17 protein-coding genes are annotated in these 17373 nt (G+C 52.3%); 13 read left to right on the forward strand and 4 right to left on the reverse strand.

Annotated features, from left to right (window positions below):
* From EJP87_RS03065 to tolR, 6 genes are all read left to right on the forward strand, one after another.
* Positions 1 to 267: crossover junction endodeoxyribonuclease RuvC (locus EJP87_RS03065; protein ID WP_193771097.1), on the forward strand; the 267-nt coding region annotated here is incomplete at its 5' end.
* A complete protein-coding gene (gene ruvA, locus EJP87_RS03070) occupies positions 264 to 911 on the forward strand; it encodes a Holliday junction branch migration protein RuvA (protein WP_130470400.1) in 648 nt (215 codons plus the stop codon). The genes EJP87_RS03065 and ruvA, both read left to right, overlap by 4 nt.
* Positions 908 to 1945: a Holliday junction branch migration DNA helicase RuvB gene (ruvB, locus tag EJP87_RS03075; protein WP_130470401.1), complete on the forward strand. Its 1038-nt coding sequence runs from the start codon at positions 908 to 910 to the stop codon at positions 1943 to 1945. The genes ruvA and ruvB overlap by 4 nt, the downstream gene beginning before the upstream one ends.
* A gap of 38 nt (positions 1946 to 1983) precedes the next feature.
* Positions 1984 to 2388, forward strand: a complete 405-nt coding sequence (gene ybgC / locus EJP87_RS03080; protein WP_227657423.1) for a tol-pal system-associated acyl-CoA thioesterase — start codon at positions 1984 to 1986, stop codon at positions 2386 to 2388.
* A 55-nt stretch (positions 2389 to 2443) separates the two neighbouring features.
* Positions 2444 to 3157, forward strand: coding sequence for a protein TolQ (gene tolQ, locus EJP87_RS03085; protein WP_130470402.1), 714 nt, complete (start codon positions 2444 to 2446; stop codon positions 3155 to 3157).
* The gene (gene tolR, locus EJP87_RS03090) at positions 3154 to 3579 is read left to right on the forward strand and encodes a protein TolR (protein WP_227657424.1); all 426 of its coding nucleotides are present in this window, start codon (positions 3154 to 3156) and stop codon (positions 3577 to 3579) included. Before tolQ ends, tolR begins: the two co-directional genes overlap by 4 nt.
* An 18-nt stretch (positions 3580 to 3597) precedes the next feature.
* Here the strand turns inward: tolR and EJP87_RS18310 are convergent, their stop codons facing one another.
* Complete coding sequence (locus tag EJP87_RS18310) at positions 3598 to 3861, reverse strand: hypothetical protein (protein WP_130470403.1); 264 nt, start codon at positions 3859 to 3861, stop codon at positions 3598 to 3600.
* 130 nt (positions 3862 to 3991) lie between these two features.
* Between EJP87_RS18310 and tolA the strand changes: the two genes are divergently transcribed.
* From tolA to EJP87_RS03120, 5 genes are all read left to right on the forward strand, one after another.
* Positions 3992 to 4888, forward strand: coding sequence for a cell envelope integrity protein TolA (tolA, locus tag EJP87_RS03100; protein WP_227657425.1), 897 nt, complete (start codon positions 3992 to 3994; stop codon positions 4886 to 4888).
* A gap of 98 nt (positions 4889 to 4986) precedes the next feature.
* Positions 4987 to 6261, forward strand: a complete 1275-nt coding sequence (locus EJP87_RS03105; protein WP_193771099.1) for a (Fe-S)-binding protein — start codon at positions 4987 to 4989, stop codon at positions 6259 to 6261.
* A gap of 24 nt (positions 6262 to 6285) precedes the next feature.
* Positions 6286 to 7521 (forward strand): Tim44 domain-containing protein, encoded by a 1236-nt coding sequence (locus tag EJP87_RS03110; RefSeq protein WP_130470406.1) that lies wholly within the window; start codon positions 6286 to 6288, stop codon positions 7519 to 7521.
* Positions 7511 to 8872, forward strand: a complete 1362-nt coding sequence (mltA, locus tag EJP87_RS03115) for a murein transglycosylase A (protein ID WP_193771100.1) — start codon at positions 7511 to 7513, stop codon at positions 8870 to 8872. The genes EJP87_RS03110 and mltA overlap by 11 nt, the downstream gene beginning before the upstream one ends.
* Positions 8873 to 8894: 22 nt before the next feature.
* Entirely contained in the window at positions 8895 to 10157 is a 1263-nt protein-coding gene (locus tag EJP87_RS03120) for a lipoprotein-releasing ABC transporter permease subunit (protein ID WP_130470408.1), read from the forward strand.
* A gap of 159 nt (positions 10158 to 10316) precedes the next feature.
* Here EJP87_RS03120 and EJP87_RS03125 read toward each other — a convergent pair whose 3' ends face one another.
* From EJP87_RS03125 to EJP87_RS03135, 3 genes are all read right to left on the reverse strand, one after another.
* Complete coding sequence (locus EJP87_RS03125; RefSeq protein ID WP_193771101.1) at positions 10317 to 11171, reverse strand: type IV pili methyl-accepting chemotaxis transducer N-terminal domain-containing protein; 855 nt, start codon at positions 11169 to 11171, stop codon at positions 10317 to 10319.
* 118 nt (positions 11172 to 11289) lie between these two features.
* Positions 11290 to 14502, reverse strand: a complete 3213-nt coding sequence (locus EJP87_RS03130) for a sensor domain-containing protein (RefSeq protein WP_193771102.1) — start codon at positions 14500 to 14502, stop codon at positions 11290 to 11292.
* Between the two features lie 86 nt (positions 14503 to 14588).
* Positions 14589 to 14897 carry a hypothetical protein gene (locus tag EJP87_RS03135; protein ID WP_130470411.1) on the reverse strand — a complete coding sequence of 103 codons (309 nt, stop codon included), beginning with the start codon at positions 14895 to 14897 and terminating at the stop codon, positions 14589 to 14591.
* A 401-nt stretch (positions 14898 to 15298) separates the two neighbouring features.
* Here EJP87_RS03135 and EJP87_RS03140 point away from each other — a divergent pair, with 401 nt between their 5' ends.
* Positions 15299 to 15637: a P-II family nitrogen regulator gene (locus EJP87_RS03140; protein WP_130470412.1), complete on the forward strand. Its 339-nt coding sequence runs from the start codon at positions 15299 to 15301 to the stop codon at positions 15635 to 15637.
* A gap of 40 nt (positions 15638 to 15677) precedes the next feature.
* Positions 15678 to 16997: an ammonium transporter gene (locus tag EJP87_RS03145; RefSeq protein WP_130470413.1), complete on the forward strand. Its 1320-nt coding sequence runs from the start codon at positions 15678 to 15680 to the stop codon at positions 16995 to 16997.
* Positions 16998 to 17373: the final 376 nt, after the last annotated feature.

Raw genomic sequence — 17373 nt, forward strand, 5'->3', positions numbered from 1 at the left:
GCCCGTGGGGTAGCCATCGCCGCTGCCAATCAATATGGCGTGCCCATTCACGAATATACCGCGTTGCAAATCAAAAAAGCGGTGGTTGGCTACGGCAGAGCAGAAAAACAGCAAATGCAGGAGATGGTACGCATTATTCTTGGCATGGCCAAGCCTGCCGCCCAGGATGCTGCCGATGCTTTGGGCGTGGCCATCTGCCATATCAATCATCTGCCCCCCGCACGCTCGATACCCCCTCACCCCTCCACTACCGGTATGAAAACATGATCGCCCAACTGCGTGGCACCCTGGTGGATAAACAGGCTGACCAGATCATTCTCGATGTGGGGGGAGTTGGTTATCGCCTCTTTATTGCCCTCTCTACCTATGAAAAATTGCCGGATCTGGGCAGCACGGTACAATTGCTGACTGTCACCTATGTTCGCGAAGATGCCCTGCATCTCTATGGCTTTGCCAGCCAGGAAGAGAAAACTCTATTTCTTTTGCTCAATAATGTCAGCGGCATAGGCACCCGTTTGGCCATCTCCTCGCTTTCGGCTCTCAGCAGTCACACTTTGGTGCAGGCGATACGTAACGAAGATCTCAACACCTTGTGTCTGATTCCGGGCGTGGGACGCAAAACAGCACAACGTCTGGTCATCGAACTGAAGGATCGCCTGCCACCGCAACTGCTGTTTGCACAAACCAGCCCGGCAACCGACAGTGCAAGCGCCACGACAACCTCTGGGAGTGCAGATGCTGCAGAAAACAGGATGCAAATGGAGTTAATCTCCGCTTTGATCAATCTGGGCTATAAACGTCAAGAGGTGGAACGAGTGGTGGGCCAACTGTTGCGACAAACACCCTCCACCACACTCAGTGACGGCTTGCGGGCATCCTTGAAACTTCTTGCCCGTCCGGTGAGCGAATGAATGCCCAGGATTTTTCCGCACGCCTGCTCAGCCCAGAAGAGCTCTCAGGTGATCCACTGAGCGATCCGGCTCTGCGTCCCAAACAGTTGGCCGATTTTGTCGGGCAAGGTAAACTGAAAGCCAATCTGATGGTCTTTCTCCAGGCCGCAAAAAATCGCGGTGATGCCATGGATCATCTGTTGCTGCATGGGCCGCCAGGATTGGGCAAAACCACCCTGGCACGTATCATAGCTTTTGAGTTGGGGGTCGGACTACGCAGCACCTCTGGACCGGTCATCGAAAAGGCTGGAGATCTGGCAGCCTTGTTGACCAACCTGGAACGAGGAGACATCCTCTTTGTCGATGAAATTCATCGCTTAAGCCCCTCGGTTGAGGAGATCCTCTATCCAGCCATGGAGGATTATCAGTTGGATATTTTGATTGGCGAGGGGCCCTCTGCCCGTTCGATCAAAATTGATCTGCCTCCTTTTACCCTGGTCGGGGCCACGACACGCATCGGTATGCTGACCAATCCTCTGCGCGATCGCTTTGGCATTCTGGGACACATGTCCTTTTATCAACCTGCCGAACTGGCCACCATCCTGCGCCGTTCAGCCCGTTTGCTGCGCATGGATCTGGCTCCCTCGGGCGCAGAGGAGATTGCCCACCGCGCCCGTGGTACACCACGCATTGCCAACCGTTTATTAAAACGGGTCCGCGATTTTGCCGAAGTGCTGCAGCAACCGCTCATCGATCACACGGTGGCAGGCAATGCCCTGGAACTGTTGGAAGTGGATCATCGCGGTTTGGATAATATGGATCGTCTTTTTTTGCGCACCATCATCGACAAATTTGCCGGTGGACCGGTTGGACTCGACACCCTGGCCGCTGCCATCAGCGAAACACGCGACACCATCGAAGATGTGATCGAACCCTTTCTGTTGCAAGAAGGCTTTATTGATCGCACCCCTCGCGGACGACGCGCAACCCATTTGGCCTACCGCCATTTGCAACGAGAAGCCAGTTGGCCCAGCCCACAGGAGACATTATTGTAACTGTTTTTTGGCACCCTCAGTCGAGAATTGACATTAACGTGACGAAAAAAACTTTCTTTTGGCCCATTCGGGTCTATTATGATGCGACCGATGCCGCTGGTGTGGTCTATCACAGCCACTATCTGAACTATATGGAACAGGCAAGAACCGAATGGTTACGCCACTTTGGCTTTGAACAGCATCGGCTTTATCGTGAATTAGGCACACTTTTTGCTGTAACCTGGATGGAGGTTCGATTTCTGGCACCGGCTCGCCTGGATGATCGTTTGACGGTCACGGTTACCTTGCAGGAGTGCAAACAGGCCAGCCTGACAGTGCAGCAGAATATTGTACGGGATGAGGAGCAAAGGCAATTGATCGATGCCAAAGTACGCATTGCGGCTCTCAGCAGTCAATTCAAACCAATCCGCCTGCCAGCCGAACTCCTGCAGCAACTGCAGTAAGAAACCGTTTCTCACCCTGATTGTTTGGGGTTAACATTTTTTCAATGGTCTGGTCATGAACGAAACTCTTGGATCACACAATCCCTTGGAACTGGTCGCCCAGGCTGGCCCGGTGGTCAAACTGGTCATGTTGAGCCTGCTGGCTGCTTCCATTTGGTCATGGAAAATCATTATTGAAAAATGGATGCTGTTTCGGCGGGTCACCCGCGAAGCATCTGCTTTTGAAGAGCGTTTTTGGAGTGGTGGCAGTATTGCCAAACTCTATCAGACCGCAGCCCGCGAATGGCCAGACAGCCCGTTGGTCAATGTTTTTACCACCGGATTTCGTGAGTGGAAACGATGGGAAGGCGAGGATGGGGCGCCAGTCCCTTCAGAAACTGGTGATCTGCTGCCCAATATCCGCCGTGCCATGACCGTGGCCCTGAATCGGGAAATGGATAATCTGGGACGTGGCTTGACCTTTTTGGCAACCACCGGTTCCACATCCCCCTTTATCGGTCTGTTTGGTACCGTTTGGGGAATCATGAACTCCTTTCTGGGTCTGGCAGGGGCGAAAAACACCACCTTGACCATGGTTGCTCCGGGTATTGCCGAAGCGTTGATTGCCACCGCCATGGGTCTGGTAGCCGCCATTCCGGCGGTAATCGCCTACAACAAATATGCCACCAACTTGCGCCGCTTCCACCAAAAAATGGATAACTTTGGCGCCGAATTTCTCAATATTCTGGAGCGGCAGAGCGCACGCCGGGCAGGAGGTAAATCCTCATGAGCATGGGGGTCAATTTTAACAGTCAAGGCTCCGAACATGGGGCCATGAGTGACATCAACGTCACCCCGATGGTGGACATCATGTTGGTGTTGCTGGTCATCTTTATGGTGACTGCGCCATTATTGACTCAAGGTGTGGATGTCAATCTGCCCACTACCAATGCCTCTCCCTTGCAGTCGAAACGGGAACCGTTGGTGATTACAGTGGCCCAGGATGGTACCACCTATATTGAAAAAAATCCGCAAACCAGCACGCAACTGATTGAGAAGGTTTCTGAAATTCGCAAAGGGAATCCTGATCTGCCCATTTTTGTCCGGGGTGATCGCAAAACCCCCTATGGGGCAGTGATGATTGTCATGTCGCAACTGCAACAGGCCGGAGTGGACAAAGTCGGCTTGGTTACCGAGCCGCCTGCGCAATAAGGTTATGCAACTCAAACATCAATCTCTGCTTGGCTCAATAGCAATCCATTTGCTGATGTTGGCAATGGCGTTGTTTGCTCCCTTTTCCAAACCAGAAAAGGAGATGACGCCGCCAGTCATGGTCAGCCTGGTGCAACTGCCGCCGAGCAATCTACCCAAGCCCCCTTCGAGCCCGGAACCGGTGCAGGAGAACCTGCCACCGCAAGCGGAGCCGTCAGAAGAGCCACCACCCATTGTGGAACCGGTAAAAATTGCTCCGCCAATTGAACCGGTAAAACCCATTATGCCACCACCGCCGCCGCCCCCGCCGCCGGTAAAATCGCTATTGGAACCGCTGCCAGAGCCAAAACCGATTCATAAACCAGAGCCTAAACCAGAGCCTAAGCCTGAGCCTAAGCCGGAACCCAAACCTGTGCCCAAACCGGAACCTAAGCCTGAGCCCAAGCCGCTACCCAAGCCACCGGAACCCAAACCAGAGCCTAAGCCAGAGCCGAAGCCTGAGCCCAAACCGCTGCCCAAGCCAGAAATTAAACCCGAGCCCAAGCCTGAGCCCAAGCCGCTGCCCAAACCTGAGCCCAAACCAGAGCCGAAGCCTGAGCCCAAGCCTGAGCCCAAGCCAGCACCGAAACCGGAGCCTAAACCTGAGCCTAAGCCAACGCCAAAACCGGAACCCAAGCCTGAGCCCAAACCGGAGGTAAAGCCTGCGCCCAAACCGGAAGCCAAACCTGCGCCTAAACCGGAAACCAAGCCGGAAACCAAGCCATTGGCAAAAGCGGATAGCAAACCGGAAGCAAAAGCGGATAGCAAAGCAAGCGCCAAGGTGGATGATAAAAAAGCGACGGAGCCGGTGAAGAACAAATCGGATACGCCTGATTTTTCATCGCTTTCCGATGCGATTAACAAGCTGCAGCCACCGTCCCAGGCACAGAAGGCTGCCAAAAGCGAAACTGTGGCCCGCGCCGAGCAACCTCCTGCCTCCCGAGGAGCACAGCACAGCTCTGCTGAAGCAAATGAACCACGGGCATCAAACTTGGCTATCAATATGTGGCAGCGCAAGATTCATAGCAAGATTTATGAGAATTGGAGCAAACCAGCAGGCTTACCCAATGAAAGCAATCTGGTCATGACTGTCTCTGTCGAGGTTGCCCCCGATGGCACATTGATGAACCCACGGATTACCCGCTCTTCTGGAAATAATGTCTTTGACCGTTCGGTCATCCGTGCCATCCAGAAAACCGCCATGGTTGACCAGGCTCCCAGTGGATGCCCAGAATGTCGGGAACTGGAACTCCATTTTAAACCCCAATAAACAGGTGATACGGTCACACCAGCACACCCTCAGGTTGCAGAGTGCGTTTACTCTGCAACCTGAAACCAATTGCTTTGCTGCCCAGGATGGCTAGAACAGTGGAACACCCGCGAGGACAATCGACCTCTTCTCCCTTTTCCAACGCTGAAAAATGTACGCAGTGCGGTTACTGCCTACCGGTCTGTCCAACCTATCGCGTGGAAAATAATGAACTGCACTCGCCACGCGGTCGGGTATCGGTGATTCTTGCCCTGCGTTCAGGCAGACTTTCCCCAGAAGAGGCCACTCAGGTTCTCGACCATTGCCTGCTCTGTCAAGCCTGCCATGCAGCCTGTCCGGCAGATGTGCGACCGGGAAAACTGGCTTTGCAACTGCGCGTCAAAGCCCCTCTGCCACCCACAATAATCAGCCGTCTGCTGCATACCATTACCGACCGCCCACAAGCCACAGCCGCTTTTGCGCGCTTGTTGCAATGGTATCAACACTCTGGCCTGCAAAAAGGGATACGGCGCAGCAAACTCCTGCGCTGGCTGCCGAGCTTGGCGCAACTGGAATCCTTGTTACCAGCAGCTCGCCCTGGATATGCTCTGCCCCCCGCTCCGCAGCCAGCTCCTGACAGTCAACAACCGCGCATTGCGCTCCTGGCCGGTTGTATGAACCGACTCTTTTTTCCCTCCGTCGCCACGGCTGCCTGCCATGTGTTGCACAAATGGGGATTTCAGGGAGTACTCCTGGATCAATTTGGTTGTTGTGGCGCCCCCTATCGGGAATCCGGCGACCGTCTGCGCCAGCGCCGTCAAGCACAACGCACTCTCGATCTGCTCGATGCCACTGGACCTTGGCAGGCAGTGGTATGCGACAGCTCTATTTGTGCGGTAGCCCTGCGCAGCACCTTGCGCCTGTTCAGTGGAGATCCTATCTATGGTGACAAGGCTCGACAATGGACAGAGCAGGTCTATACCTTAAGTCAGTTTCTGGCAAACAAACCTGCTCCACACATAAGCAAAAAATTGCCATTTGCCTCCTTGGCCTATCATGACCATTGCCAAGCACGGCAAGGATTGGGCATTATAATGGAACCTAGAACCTTGCTTCGCCCTCTGAGCGAGCAACTGTTGGAGGTGCGGCAGATGCAGTCAACAAGTGCCGATGGTTGTTGCGGTGCCGCCGGAGAGTATCAACTGCGCCATCCGCAACGCAGCCACTCTATCCGCGCTTTCAAGTTGCAGGCAATCCAGTCCAGTGGCGTTGCCCTGCTGACAGGAGAAAACCCAGGCTGTTTAATGCATCTTGCAGCCGGTCTGGAAGAACAAAGATGCAATATTGTAGTGCGCCACTTGGCGGAAATACTCTATGAAGCGTATTGTACGTAACAATCAGTTAAAAAGGGTGTCATCATGAACAGGATGCGTTTGCTCTCCTTTTCCGCTTTTCTCCTAGCCGCCACAATGGCAACAGTAACCTTGTGGCCTGATTCTGCCGAAGCAAAACGAGTCGGTGGTGGTGATTCGGTTGGCAGCCGGGGTACCCGCAGTTTTTCTACTCCCCATACGGCACCGCCTGCGCCCGTAACCAGCTCACCCATGCGGCAGAGCACACCCCAGGCCATGCCTGCTCCAGGCACAGCAGGGGCTCCCAAACCGGCCACCTCAGCACCCAGCGCAGCAACTGCGGTCCCTGGCAAACCTGCAACAGCAGCGACACCTGCAGCCACAGCACCCAGCGCACCCCATGCTCCGCCAGCCATGCCACCACCGGCCATGCCTGCTCCGGCATCCGCTGGTTTTGGCTCCAGTTTGATGAGCGGGATTGCCGGTTTTGCTCTGGGCGGTTTGATCGGTTCTGCACTTTTTGGCGGGCATAGCGCCACTCCACCAGCAACTGGAGTCAGCGAAGGAGCGGTGGGAGCTGCCGGTCATGCGGTCAACAGCGGTGCCATGGCGGGCAGCAGCGGTGGCGGTGGCATCGGTTTGTTGGAAATTTTGTTGATTGGCGGCTTGATCTGGTTTGCCGTGCGCTGGTATCGGCAGAAAAAAGAGCAGGAAGCGTTGGCAACCGCACCTTATGCTGCCCGACAAGGAATGAACGAACCCATGTTTGTGGGCAGCGGTGGCATGGATAGTTCCAGCAACTCCTTTCCGCCCCTCTACGGCAACGATGAGGTAGCGCAGGGCTTGGCAGTCATTGCCAGCATGGATGGCAGTTTTGACCAGAATCGTTTTCTGGAAGGGGCCAAAATGGCCTTTCAGCACATCCAAAGTGCCTGGAGCGACTGGAGTGTAGAGCGTCTGCGGCCATTGTTGACCGATCGGATGTGGACATTGATAGAAACCCAGGCCATGAAGCGCAAAGCGGAAGGCAAACGGGATATTATCGAAAAAATTCGCTTCCAAACCGTGGAGATCACCGAGGCTTGGCAAGAGGCTGGAGATGACTGGATTACCGTCCATTTTCTGGTCGATATGGTCGATTATACCACAGACATTCAGGGCAAAATCCTGGAGGGTGACCCCTCTGTCAGCTCGCAGGTCGAGGAGTTTTGGACCTTTACCCGCCCCATCGGCAGCCGGGAACCAGCATGGTATCTGTCGGCTATTCAACAGCCGGGTGAGGTTGCCAAAAGTGTCATCTGATGCCTTGATTCAACAAGGGTGGGGGGATCTCCCCCACCCTGCTGATAGAAATGCTCTGCCTGCAGTGCGCCTTCTCTCCACGATTCTCCGCTATAAGCAACTGCTGCTCACTGGCTTGCTGCTTTTTGGCCTGCTGGCACTGTTGGCCGGATGTCAGACTGTTCCCGATAAAGAGCTGGTTGTCGAAAAGAAAAAGCGCGAAAAACGTCTGCGCATAGGTGAGCCTACCGCTACCACCAGCCTGGAAATCGTTCCCTGGTCGGAGCTTCCTGATGGCCTCTTTCAGGATCGCGCTCTGCACACCTGGGCTGCCGCGCTGGAACAAAGCGCCATTTATTACCGCCGCTTGCCAGCCAAACAGATCTTTCATTTTGCCACAACAGAGATCACAGCAGCCACTTTAGGCAAAACCTGCTCTGAACTGGCCACAGTTGCCCGCAGTGGCGATATGGAACGACTCAAACGACTTTTGCAGGAGCGTTACCGTTTATATCGTGCGGTCGGCAACAGTGAAGGCGATGTTCTGGTTACCGCTTATTATGAACCTCTTCTGCAAGGCTCTTTGCAACGTTCCAAACGCTATTTTTATCCCATTTATCGCCATCCTGCTGATCTGCAGGAAGATGGCAGCGGCAGTGGACACCGCAAAATTTACCGTCGCGAAAAGGGTAAAATCCTCCCCTATTATGAGCGCAGTCAGATTGATGGTTTTCTCTTTTCCCCACGTCTGCCAGGAAAATTGGCCAACAAGGGGTTGGAACTGGTCTGGGTAGACAGCGCCATCGATGCCTTCTTCTTGCATATTCAAGGTTCTGGAAGAGTGCAACTCGATAACGGACAAATGATGCGCATTGGTTATGCCGGCAGCAATGGCCGTTCCTATGTGGCCATTGGCCGAATCTTGATCGACGAAGGAAAAATAGCCAAAGAGGAGATGACCATGCCGCGCCTACGGCAGTGGCTGCTGGATCATCCCGAGGATCAACAAAGACTCTTCTTTGCCAATCCCTCCTATGTGTTCTTTCAGGAGCTGCAGGGAGATGCTGTAGGCAATATCAACGTCCCACTGACTGCAGAACGCTCCATTGCCACGGATCACCGCCTGTTTCCCAAAGGTGCACCGGGTATTTTGGAAACCACTATCCCCCTGTTGGCTGCCGATGGTAAAACGGTGACCGGTTGGCGTCCCGATGCCCGTTGGATCGTCAATCAGGATACGGGTGGGGCAATTCGTGGTGCCGGAAGAGTCGATCTGTTTGCCGGTTTCGGAGAAAATATTGAATACCGTGCCGGTGTCATGAAACAACCGGACTCGCAACTCTTTTTTATCGCCCCTCTGCAGAACCCCTGAATGGGGGAGAAGTGAGTCGGTTATGCTCAGCAATCGTTATGAATGGCTTATTGGCTTGCGCTATCTGCGCGCCAAACGCACCCAACACTTTATCAGTGTGATCACCTTTCTCTCTATGGGTGGCATTGCTTTGGGCGTCGCCGCACTCATTGTGGTCCTTGCGGTGATGACCGGTTTTCGTGAAACCCTGCAGCAACAAATCCTGGGAGTCACCAGCCATATCACCATCCGCTCCTATGCCGGTGAGGTCAAATATTATCCCACTATTCTTGATATAGTCAGTAAAACACCCGGTGTGGCAGGATCGGCTCCCTTTATTTCTGGTCAGGCGATGATTCAATCGCGCGGACGCGCTTTGGGAATCTCCTTGCGCGGCATCGATCATCAGCGGGAAAAAGAGGTCTCGGATCTGGAAAAAAATATGACCCGTGGCAAATTGGAACAATTGCCGGGATTTGGTATTATTCTGGGCAAAAATCTTGCCACCAATTTAGGGGTGGCATTGGGAGATCCGGTAACGGTGATGGTGGCAACCGCCAATGTCACAGCCATGGGAACCATGCCACGCATGAAACGCTTTACGGTGGTGGGGATGTTCCATTCCGGGATGTATGACTATGATACCTCTCTCGCCTATATCCATCTGCAGGATGCGCAATCCCTCTTGCGCATGAATGAAACGGTAACCGGTATCGAAATCAAAACCCCCGATCCCGATTCCGCCCTCTCCATGCACAAAATTCTCGAACAGCGCTTGGCCCATCTGGAAAATGCCGCCAGTGGCTTTTGGATCCAAAACTGGATGGAGATGAACCACAACTTTTTCCGCGCCTTGAAGCTGGAAAAAGCAACCATGTTTGTGATCCTGTTTCTGGTTGTGGTCGTAGCCGCTTTTAATATTGTCTCCAGCCTGATCATGTCGGTCATGGAAAAATCCCAGGAGATCGCCATTCTCAAAACCATGGGGGCGACCGCTCGCGGAGTGATGACCATCTTTGTCATCAATGGCGGAATCGTTGGTGTCATTGGCACCTTTGCTGGTCTGCTGCTGGGCCTATCCTTGGCCTTTAACCTGGAACCGGCTTTGCAGTTTATTGAACATCTCTTTGCTATCCAGATTCTCTCTGGTGATGTCTATTATATTGATCACCTGCCAGCAAAAGTCGTGGTTTCAGATGTGGTGTGGATTACCAGTGTCAGTCTGGCCATCACCCTTTTGGCTACCCTTTATCCTGCCTGGCGGGCCGCCCGTGTCGATCCCATTGAGGCACTGCGTTATGAATAGAGACACTCTCTCAGGATACTGCAGGATACTGGTGCAACAGTGAATAACTGCAATTTGAGGCACTGCGCTACAAACTCAGGGGCTCTCTCTCCCAGGATACTGGTGCAAAAGTGCACAATGGCATCGCTGCTGCGGGCAAAATGGCTTTGCTGAACCCGATTAGCGCCCCTCGGCATCCTGTACGGCACGTGCGCTATTATTCGCCAAAGATTCATACATTTTGACAGCGATATTGACCTCGCCCAACAAATGCAGATTCATTTGAGCCACCTTCTCCAGTGCAGAGAACAAAGCAGGATCTCTTTTGTCGATGTGCAACGGTTGCAACAAGGGACGATAGCTCTGCCATAAATTGCGAATGCTCCCCAATTGGCTGCGAATGGCCGGTTCACCTGTGGGAAACAATTTAAGACCAGGATTGCCATCCAGCAAACCATCCAGACTGCGTTCAAACAGCTCCATCGATTGCTGCAAGCGCACACGGTTAGCAGAGGGATCGACCCCCATGCCAATCAACAACCACTCTTTGGTCATTTTCTGACTGAGCATGCGCTGCCTGCCCGCCAAATTAATCACCGTATACATGCGGGAATGAAAGGAATCAGTATTATTTCCACCTGCCAAAGCAACATACATTTCTACAGCTTTATTCATATTATCCAGCAGAAGCAGATTCTCCTCGGCCATACGCGCCAACTGCTCTTCACCCATTTTACCGGTCAATACCGTATGCACATGTCTTTGGAAAAAGCCCCACAAATCGCTCACAGTTTTTAACTGGGCGTTCAGATCAGGATGATCCACGCGCAGCAAAGACAACCCCGTATCACCAAACCGTAAACCTTTCAGGGTACGTTCAAAAAGAATGGCAGTTCCTTCCAGATTATACCGATTTTCCGCTGCCCGTACCCCCAACAGCACCCATAACATCTCCTTGCCCATCTTTTGCGTCAGCATGCGCTGCTTGCCAGCCAGGTTGATAATGGTGTTCATCTCGCTGGGAGTGGCGGCCATGACTGTGCACACAGAGAAAAGGCATAACAGCAATAGCCCCAGGTAAATGCTAGCCACTCTTTTGCAAACAGCCTTGTTCATCCCACTCCCCCATTGGCTGAGACTACGCCCCCCTCATTCATGCCGATCCCAATCGATCAGGTTGCCACTCGTGAAGAAATTGCGCAAAAGAGTCACCAATCAACGGCCTGCTCAACCAATAGCCTTGTATTTCATCGCAATCCAGGCGTTGCAAAAACTCCTTCTGATGACGATTTTCCACTCCTTCTGCAACTACACGCAAACGCATACTTTTTGCCATGGAAACAATGGCCGCGACAATGGCTGCATCATCGGAATCTTCCACCAAATCGCGCACAAAGGATTGATCAATTTTCAGACTGCTGATGGGAAAGCGTTTGAGATAGCTCAGTGAGGAGTAACCTGTACCAAAATCATCCATGGCGATACTCAAACCAATTTCACGCAACTGCTGCAGCGTCACAATGGCTTGTCGTTCATCCTTCATCATCATGCTTTCGGTGACCTCCAACTCCAACCATTCTGGGGCCAAACCGGTCTTGAGCAAAATCGATTGAATAGAGGTATGCAGCTCCCGATCCTGAAATTGCCGTCCTGAAAGATTGACCGCCACTTTGACAGGTGGCAGTCCCTGATCCAACAACTTTTTATTATATTGGCAGGCCATCTGCAAAATTTCCTGACCTAATGGCACAATCAATCCGGTCTCTTCGGCCAGGGGAATAAAATCCAGCGGAGAGACCATGGTGCCATCGGGCTGTTGCCAACGTACCAACGCTTCCATGCCAATAACTCTGCCAGAGCGCAGCTCTACTTTTGGCTGATAGTGTAATAAAAACTCCTTGTTTTTGAGGGCGCGACGTAAACTGCTCTCCAGGGTTGCCCGTTTGGTCGATTTGGCATTCATGGAGAGCTCAAAAAAGCGACTGGTCCCCCGTCCCGCCTCTTTGGCGTGATACATTGCCAAATCGGCATATTGGGTAATCAGATCATAGGTATTGCCATCATCTGGAAAAATGGCAATACCGATACTGGCACCAATGTTGGCTTGATGACCATCCAGATCAACCGGTTGTGATACCGAGGCGATAATCTTATCCGCAACCACTGCAGCCTGCTCGCCCCGCTCCAGATCGGTCAGAATGACAGTAAACTCATCGCCCCCCAAACGAGCAACTGTATCGGAGACCCGCACACAGGCCAACAAACGGCGTGCCACCTCTACCAACAATTTATCACCGGCAGCATGACCCAACGTATCGTTGACATATTTGAAACGGTCCAAATCAATAAAGCAGACCGCGCCCTTCGCGCCATGCCGTTCGCTCCAGGCAATCGCCTTTTTGGCCCGATCCTTGAACAACATGCGGTTGGGCAAACGGGTCAATGGATCATAAAATGCCAACTGCTCCAAACGCTCTTCCGTGGTTTTGACATGACTGATATCGGAAAAAATACCAACAAAATGCGTAATTACCCCATCTGCATCCTTGACGGCATTGATACTCAACCATTTGGGATAAATCTCCCCATTTTTACGCCGATCCCACACCTCACCGGCCCATTGTCCATAGTTCAGGATTGCCTCCCACATCTGCCGATAAAAATCCGGCTCGTGCCGTCCCGATTTACCGATTCGTGGATTGGCACCAATCACATCCTCACGACTGAAACCGGTAATATGGGAATAGGCTTGATTGATATCGACAATAGAGCCATCCACAGCAGTAATCACAATGGCTTCACTGGCATGTTCAAAAACCTTTGCCGCCAATCGCAAACCACTTTCTGCTCTTTTTTGCGCCTCCAGACTGGATAAAAGCTGCACGTTGGCCTCTTGCAACTCCTGGGTGCGCTCCAACACCCGCCGTTCCAGCTCATTATAAGCCTCTTGCAAAGCCTCCTTTGCCTTTTTGCGCTCGGTAATATCGTGCATGATGCCGGTAAAATAGCTCTCTCCCCCCACAGTGAACTCCCCCACAGCCAACTCCATGGGAAAGCGTCCACCATCCTTGCAGATACCAACCACCTCTCGTGTATAACCGATAATATGGCGGATACCACTCTTCAGATACTCCTGGAGATAACGATCATGGGCACTACGATGGGGTTCCGGGATAAGAATGGAGACGTTCTGACCCAACAACTCCTTGATGGGATAGCCAAAAAGATTCTCGACAGCGGCGTTGGCAGCATGAATTATCCCTTTGGAATCAATAGTCACAATCCCATCGACCGCCGCCTCCAAAATCGCCTGATTTTTCCGTTCACTGGCCTGTATCTGAGCAAAGGCTCTGTTGTTGGCGCGATAGATGACAAAAACGATAAATGTCACCAACAACCAGAGCAGACCACCACACACACCAATTAGAACAATATTTTGTTTTACGTTGCTGATCCGCTTTTGCAATTGCTCAACCAATTCGGCACGAATTTGCTCGGCACAGCCTCTGGAAATCTGCAGCAAACCACTGGCCAAAGAAAAATAGTGAGAGGGCTCTACCCTCTTTGTCTGTTCGCCCAGAATCGCCACGCTGACATCCAAAAAGGATTGCACCTGGGGATGAATCTGCTCTTGCACACAACTGATGCTTTGCTGGGCATCCGGCAAATGTTCACGAATTAAATATTGATTGCGACGAACCCGCTCCCAATGGCTGCGCACACTCCCCAATCGGCCATCAAATTGGTTGCGCTGCTCAACATTGGGAGTGCTCTGGCTAAGCAGTGCACTGCCGATCCCTCTGGCACGCCCTATAGACTCCTCCATATCAGGCAATTCAGAGGCGACCAGAGTATTCAACAAAGTCGTTTTCAGATCCGCATCCAGGGCCAAACGCGAACGAATCATGATGGTGCGGCGCAGATCGACAACCCGTTGGATCAAATAGCTGTGCTTTTCAAAGACAATGTGGGCAACTTGTCCCTCGCCTGGCGGATGAATGAGGGCGTCTGACCACTCTTGCAGATGAACTACTTCGGCACTGACTTGGAAAGGATCATCCTGCAGCTCCTGACGTAACACAGCCAGCCGCCCCTGCACAGAGTGGTGGAGCTGCTGCAGTTTGAGCGCTATATCGCTGTCGCCACGCCATAGCCAGATTTGGTTTAAGCCACGAATTTGTTGTAAAATATCGATAACCTCATTCAAACGGCGCACATCCTCAATGCCTTGCAACTCACGCCGCAAACCCGCAACCTCGTCTGCATAGTGGCTTATCGCCACTATGATCGAGGGAATGATCAGCAATGTAGGTAAAAGAAAAGCAAACAAAAATCGCCAAGAGTGCCCACGGGATATTGCATTCATAGGATACATCTCCTGAAAAAAATTGGCTTTTGCTTGCTATCTTAACCAAAGCGCATCCACGACCTGAAGCTGTTCGCAGGCGACCGCTATTTCGACTTGAATAAAGCCTCGGCTGCCTGACGGCTGGCGTCTGCATTTGGTTTGCGCGGCCTGGGTTGCGAAGAAGGAGCCACAGCCTTGAAAAAATCACAAAAATTGGCCTCTTCCTTTTCAACAACCCTTTCTGCTTGAATCTCTTTACAGGAGTTGTAGCAAAGTGGATCAAACATAAAACAATTTTTGCAAACCCGCGTGTCCAGATGACATTTTGGACAATCATCATGGCGACCAAAATGATCAAGCGCTAAAGTTTCACCGCAATTCCAACATGTTGCTGTACGAGTACCGTTCATCATACGACAAATTCGCTTTCGTGGTTCTGAATATTGGCGGAAGATGTGTGTAACAGAAAAAATGTGCCTGAAAATTCTCCCCTGCTCAGTGGATCAATTTACCCGATTTCTTCGCGTTTTCAAAAAGAAATTTATTGCTTTTCTCACTAATGAATAGATTAATTTCTGACCATCTTCTGCATCACGGTCACGCATCCTGCACAAAAATTAATCATCCACGCCCGGTATTGTTGCAAAGACCAGGAAGCAATGTCATAAAAATACAACATTTTCGATAAGTTAACAATTGGTATAGATGCTGCGATAATGAAGACAGCAAAGGTCTCCAGGGACTCACCTGGCCTACACACTATTTCGCCAAGCAATCTTTTGCAGATCACGTTACCAACCGAGGAGAGACAGGAATGAAATGGATTATCGCCATTATTAAACCCTTCAAATTGGATGATGTCCGAGAGGCCCTGATGGATCTGGGTATCAGCGGGCTGACCGTCTCGGAGGTGCGTGGCTTCGGACGACAAAAAGGACATACCGAACTCTACCGGGGCGCAGAGTATCAGGTAGACTTCCTGCCCAAATTAAAAGTGGAAATTGCGGTGGATTCCGATCGCGTTGCCAGTGTGATTGATGCCATCCGGGTATCCGCCGGCACAGGCCGCATCGGCGATGGAAAAATCTTTGTTCTGGATGTGGAACAAGCCGTGCGCATCCGTACCGGCGAAACCGGACCAACCGCTCTGTAGATTACCCGTAATCGGAATAAAAATTTATAGGAGATTATCGATGAAACTGACATCGAACCACTGGAAAAGCCTCACCAGTATAACTGCTGCCCTACTCTTGCCAAGTCTGGCCTTGGCCGCAGATGAACCAGCTCCGGTACTCAATAATGGGAATACTGCCTGGATGCTCACCTCTACCGCCTTGGTGTTGTTTATGACCATTCCTGGCCTGTCGCTCTTCTATGGTGGCATGGTTCGGGCAAAAAATGTCCTTTCCGTCTTGATGCAGTGTTTTGCCATCACCGCCCTGGTCACTGTCCTCTGGACTATCTATGGCTACAGCTATGCCTTTGGCGATGGCGGCGGCTTGAATGCCTTCATCGGCAGCGCTCAGAAGCTCTTTTTATTGGGTATTGATGTCAACAGCCTCAACAATACCATCCCGGAAACAGTCTACCTGGTCTTCCAGATGACCTTTGCCATCATCACCCCGGCCTTGATTATCGGTGCCTTTGCCGAACGGATGAAGTTTTCCGCCATGCTGATTTTTATGGGCCTGTGGTTTACCTTTGTCTATGTTCCGGTCTGTCACTGGGTCTGGGGCGGTGGTTGGTTGAGTGGCTTGGGTGTCTTGGACTTTGCCGGAGGTACAGTGGTTCATATCAATGCCGGTATTGCCGGTCTGGTTACCGCCCTGGTGCTCGGCAAACGCAAAGGCTATCCCACTACCCACATGCCCCCACACAATCTCCCCTTCACCGTCATCGGTGCGGGCATGCTGTGGGTCGGTTGGTTTGGATTTAACGCCGGTAGCGCCACCGCCGCCGATGGAATCGCTGGCATGGCCATGGCCGTTACCCAGATTGCTACTGCTACCGCAGCTCTCGCCTGGATGATCGTCGAATGGGCAACCCATGGTAAAGCCAGCGCCCTCGGTATCGTAACCGGTGCGGTCGCCGGCCTGGTGGCCATCACTCCTGCCTCCGGCACCGTTGGTCCAACCGGTGCCCTGGCCATTGGTTTGGCCGCTGGTATCGGCTGCTTCTGGGGCGCCACTGCCCTGAAACGAAAAATGGGCTATGATGACTCCCTGGATGCCTTTGGTGTACATGGTGTCGGCGGCATCATCGGCGCCATCCTGACTGCACCTTTCTCAGCCGCTTCCTTGGGTGGTTCTGGCTTTGCCAAAGGGATCGAAACGCTCGCCGATCAGATGTCGGCTCAGTTGATCGGTGTAGGTGCAACCGTGGTCTACTGCGCTATCGTCACCTTCATCCTGCTGAAAATCGTTGGCTTGTTCACCAGCTTGCGTGTGGATCTGGAACAGGAAACCGTCGGACTCGACCTCTCCCTGCACGACGAACGGGGCTATAACCTGTAAAGCTGTTCTGGCCACATCCGCACCGGGAAGAGTCTCTCTTCCCGGTGTTTTCTTTTTTCTGCAGCAAAAAGTCCCACCCCATCCCTGTTTGCCAACCAGGCTGCCCCTATCCTCTTTAACAGGGCAATCGCATTTGAAAATCAGAAAACTATTATGGAGGTCCAGGAGGAGATTATCTCCTCCTGGTGGGTGCAGGGCAAAGCCCCATAAGTGTTAACCTATTTACTGTAAGCTAGATTCTGTGCTATGCTTCGGTCACTATGACTAAGCCAATCGCACTGACGGATGAAAACTGGGACTTCGTTCTCTCTATGTTTCCCACTGGTTGGGAATCGCTCGCCTGGGCAACGAAGGCGGTTCAGCATTTCAGGGGGGG

This window comes from Candidatus Magnetaquicoccus inordinatus (genome assembly GCF_004217665.1).
GTDB lineage: Bacteria > Pseudomonadota > Magnetococcia > Magnetococcales > Magnetaquicoccaceae > Magnetaquicoccus > Magnetaquicoccus inordinatus.

What these genes read in the sequence shown, in the direction of transcription:
- ruvA (WP_130470400.1), top strand. Translation starts at nt 264, where the DNA reads ATGATCGCCCAACTGCGTGGCACCCTGGTGGATAAACAGGCTGACCAG.
- ruvB (WP_130470401.1), top strand. Translation starts at nt 908, where the DNA reads ATGAATGCCCAGGATTTTTCCGCACGCCTGCTCAGCCCAGAAGAGCTC.
- tolQ (WP_130470402.1), top strand. Translation starts at nt 2,444, where the DNA reads ATGAACGAAACTCTTGGATCACACAATCCCTTGGAACTGGTCGCCCAG.
- tolR (WP_227657424.1), top strand. Translation starts at nt 3,154, where the DNA reads ATGAGCATGGGGGTCAATTTTAACAGTCAAGGCTCCGAACATGGGGCC.
- EJP87_RS18310 (WP_130470403.1), bottom strand. Translation starts at nt 3,861, where the DNA reads ATGGGTTTTACCGGTTCAATTGGCGGAGCAATTTTTACCGGTTCCACA.
- EJP87_RS03110 (WP_130470406.1), top strand. Translation starts at nt 6,286, where the DNA reads ATGAACAGGATGCGTTTGCTCTCCTTTTCCGCTTTTCTCCTAGCCGCC.
- EJP87_RS03120 (WP_130470408.1), top strand. Translation starts at nt 8,895, where the DNA reads ATGCTCAGCAATCGTTATGAATGGCTTATTGGCTTGCGCTATCTGCGC.
- EJP87_RS03125 (WP_193771101.1), bottom strand. Translation starts at nt 11,171, where the DNA reads ATGGCCGCCACTCCCAGCGAGATGAACACCATTATCAACCTGGCTGGC.
- EJP87_RS03130 (WP_193771102.1), bottom strand. Translation starts at nt 14,502, where the DNA reads ATGAATGCAATATCCCGTGGGCACTCTTGGCGATTTTTGTTTGCTTTT.
- EJP87_RS03135 (WP_130470411.1), bottom strand. Translation starts at nt 14,897, where the DNA reads ATGATGAACGGTACTCGTACAGCAACATGTTGGAATTGCGGTGAAACT.
- EJP87_RS03140 (WP_130470412.1), top strand. Translation starts at nt 15,299, where the DNA reads ATGAAATGGATTATCGCCATTATTAAACCCTTCAAATTGGATGATGTC.
- EJP87_RS03145 (WP_130470413.1), top strand. Translation starts at nt 15,678, where the DNA reads ATGAAACTGACATCGAACCACTGGAAAAGCCTCACCAGTATAACTGCT.